Raw genomic sequence first — 2,995 nt, forward strand, 5'->3', positions numbered from 1 at the left:
ATCTTCATGCCGAACGTGGTCTCGGTGGCCGCTGTCGCGATCGGCTCGGGGGTGCGTGACGTGCCCTGGCTCGCCGACCACGCCATCGGCGGCACCGTGCTGGTCCCCGGCACGGCCCTGCTCGAACTGGCAGTGCGCGCGGCCGAGGAGACCGGTGGCGACCGGGTCGAGGAGCTGGTCCTGCGGACACCGTTGACGCCGGGCCGCGACGCCGTCCAGGTGCAGGTGGTCGTCGGGTCGGCTGGCCCGTCCGGGGAGCGCCCGCTCTCCGTGCACTCCCGGCCCGTGGACGGTGACCACGACTGGATCACGCACGCCACCGGGGTGCTGCGCTCCGGCGAACCCGCGCCCGCCTTCGACCTGGCCGACTGGCCGCCGCCAAATGCCGAGTCGGTGCCGATCGAGGGCCTCTACGAGCGGCTGGCCGCCGCCGGCCACGGGTACGGACCGGCGTTCCGCGGGCTCCGGGCGGTCTGGCGGCGCGCCGGCGAGATCTTCGCCGAGGTCCAACTCCCGGGCGCACTGCACGCCGACGCCGCCCGGTACGGCCTGCATCCGGCGCTGCTCGACGCCGCCCTGCACGCCGCGGTCGCGGTGCCGGGCGACACCGGACCACCCCGGCTGCCGTTCGCCTGGACGGGCGTCCAGCTGCACGCGGTGGGCGCGGCCGCGCTTCGGGTGCGGCTGGTGCCGACCGCTGTCGACCAGCTTGCCGTGCAGGTCGCGGACGAGGCTGGTCGCCCGGTCGCCTCGGTCGAGGCGCTGACCACCCGGGCCGTCCCGGCCGGGCTGCTGGCCGCCACCGGGGTGGCCCGGCGTCAGCTCCTGCACCGGCTCGACTGGGTCGCGCTGCCACCCGCGCCAACCGGTCCCGACCGGCCGTGGGCGGTCCTGGACGACGACCTCGGCCTCGGCGCCGCGCTGTTCACCGCCGGTGTCCACCTCACCGCCGCCGACCAGCAGCCCGCCGTCACGCTCGCCGCCGTCGGGGACGCCGGAGCCGAAGTCCCGGACGCGGCGGCGGTGCACGCGGCCGTACACCGGGTCCTCGGCATCGTGCGGACCTGGCTCGGCGCGGTCTCCGCCGCCGACTCGCACCTGGTGATCGTCACCCGTGCTGCGGTGCCGGTCCGGGACGGAGCGGCGGTCGACCTGGCGTACGCGTCGGTGTGGGGGCTGTTGCGCTCGGCGCAGACCGAGAACCCGGGACGGCTCACGGTGCTCGACGTGGACGACGACTCCTGGGCCGCGCTGCCCGGCGTGCTGGTCGCCGCGCTCGCCGCGGGCGAGCCGCAGGTGGCGCTTCGGGACGGCATCGGGTACGTCCCGCGCGTGCTGCCCGACGACGCGGACGCTCTGCTCGAACCTCCGCCGGGAGCCGGCGCGTGGCGGCTGGAGGTGGCCGGGGCGGGCGGCACCGGCGTCGGGGACCTGGTGCTCGCCCCCGCCCCCGAGGCGACCGCGCCGCTCGCCGCCGGGCAGGTCCGGATCGCCGTGCACGCCGCCGGGGTCAACTTCCGCGATGTGCTGATCACCCTCGGCATGTACCCGCAGCAGTCGCTGCTCGGCGGGGAGGGGGCCGGTGTGGTGCTGGAGGTGGGCCCCGGCGTGACGGACCTGACCCCCGGTGACCGGGTGATGGGACTCTTCGCCGCCTGCGGCGCCTTCGGTCCGGTGGCCGTCACCGACCACCGGTTGGTGGTCCCCGTGCCGCTCGGGTGGTCCTTCGCCGAGGCGGCCACCGTGCCCGTCGCGTTCCTCACCGCCTACCAGGGCCTGGTGGAGCTGGCCGGCCTGCGGGCCGGCGAGTCGGTGCTGATCCACGCGGCCAGCGGCGGGGTGGGGATGGCCGCCGTGCAGATCGCCGAGCACCTCGGCGCCGAGGTCTACGGCACGGCCAGTCCGCCGAAGTGGCCGGCCCTGCGGGCGGCCGGGTTGCCGGACGAGCGGATCGCCAACTCGCGGACGCTGGACTTCGCCGACTCGTTCCGGCAGGCGACCGGCGGGCAGGGCGTCGACGTCGTGCTCAACGCGCTCGCCGGCGACTTCGTCGACGCGTCGGTGCGGCTGCTGCCGCGCGGCGGACGGTTCCTCGAGATGGGCAAGACCGACCTGCGCGATCCCGCGACGATGCCGGCCGGGGTGACGTACCGGGCGTTCGACCTCAACGAGGCCGGCCCGGACCTGCTCGGCGCGATGCTGCGGAAGCTGCTCGACCTGTTCGCGAACGGTGCGCTGCGACCGCTGCCGGTGACCCGGTGGAACGTCCGGCGGGCGTCGGCCGCACTACGGCACCTGAGCCAGGCCCGGCACGTCGGCAAGGTCGTGCTGACCGTGCCGGCCCTGGACGTGGACGGCGCGGTCCTGGTCACCGGCGCGACCGGCGCGCTGGGCCGCCTCGTGGCGCGACATCTCGTCACCGCGCACGGCGTTCGTCGGCTGCTGCTGCTGAGCCGCAGTGGCGGGGCGGAGGACCTGGTCACCGAGCTGACCGCGCTCGGCGCCGACGTGACGCCGCGGGCCTGCGACGTGGCGGACCGGGCGGCACTGGCCGCGGTGCTCGCCGAGCACCCGGTGGATGCGGTGTTCCACGTGGCCGGCGTCCTGGCCGACGGTCTGGCCGACACGCTCACCGCCGACCAGGTCGACCGGGTGCTCCGCCCCAAGGTCGACGGGGCGATCAACCTGCACGAGCTCACCACCGGGCTGCGGGCGTTCGTGCTCTTCTCGGCGGCGTCCGGGGTGCTCGGCGGGCCGGGCCAGGCGAACTACGCGGCCGCCAACACGTTCCTCGACGCGCTCGCCGGGCACCGACGGGCTCAGGGCCTCACTGCGACGTCCCTCGCCTGGGGTCTGTGGGCACCGGCCAGCGGGATGGCCGAGTTGAGTGACGCCGACCGGAACCGGATGGCCCGGGGCGGGATCCTGCCGCTCGCCGCCGAGCAGGGACTCGCGCTGCTCGACGCCGCGCTGAGCCGGGACGAGCCGGTCCTGC

1 protein-coding gene is annotated in these 2,995 nt (G+C 76.1%); it reads left to right on the plus strand.

The annotated features are described in order from the left end of the window. Positions 1-2,995: SDR family NAD(P)-dependent oxidoreductase (locus JM949_RS34970; RefSeq protein ID WP_203152342.1), on the plus strand; the 2,995-nt coding region annotated here is incomplete at both ends.

Source organism: Micromonospora tarensis (genome assembly GCF_016803395.1).
GTDB classification, from domain to species: domain Bacteria; phylum Actinomycetota; class Actinomycetes; order Mycobacteriales; family Micromonosporaceae; genus Micromonospora; species Micromonospora tarensis.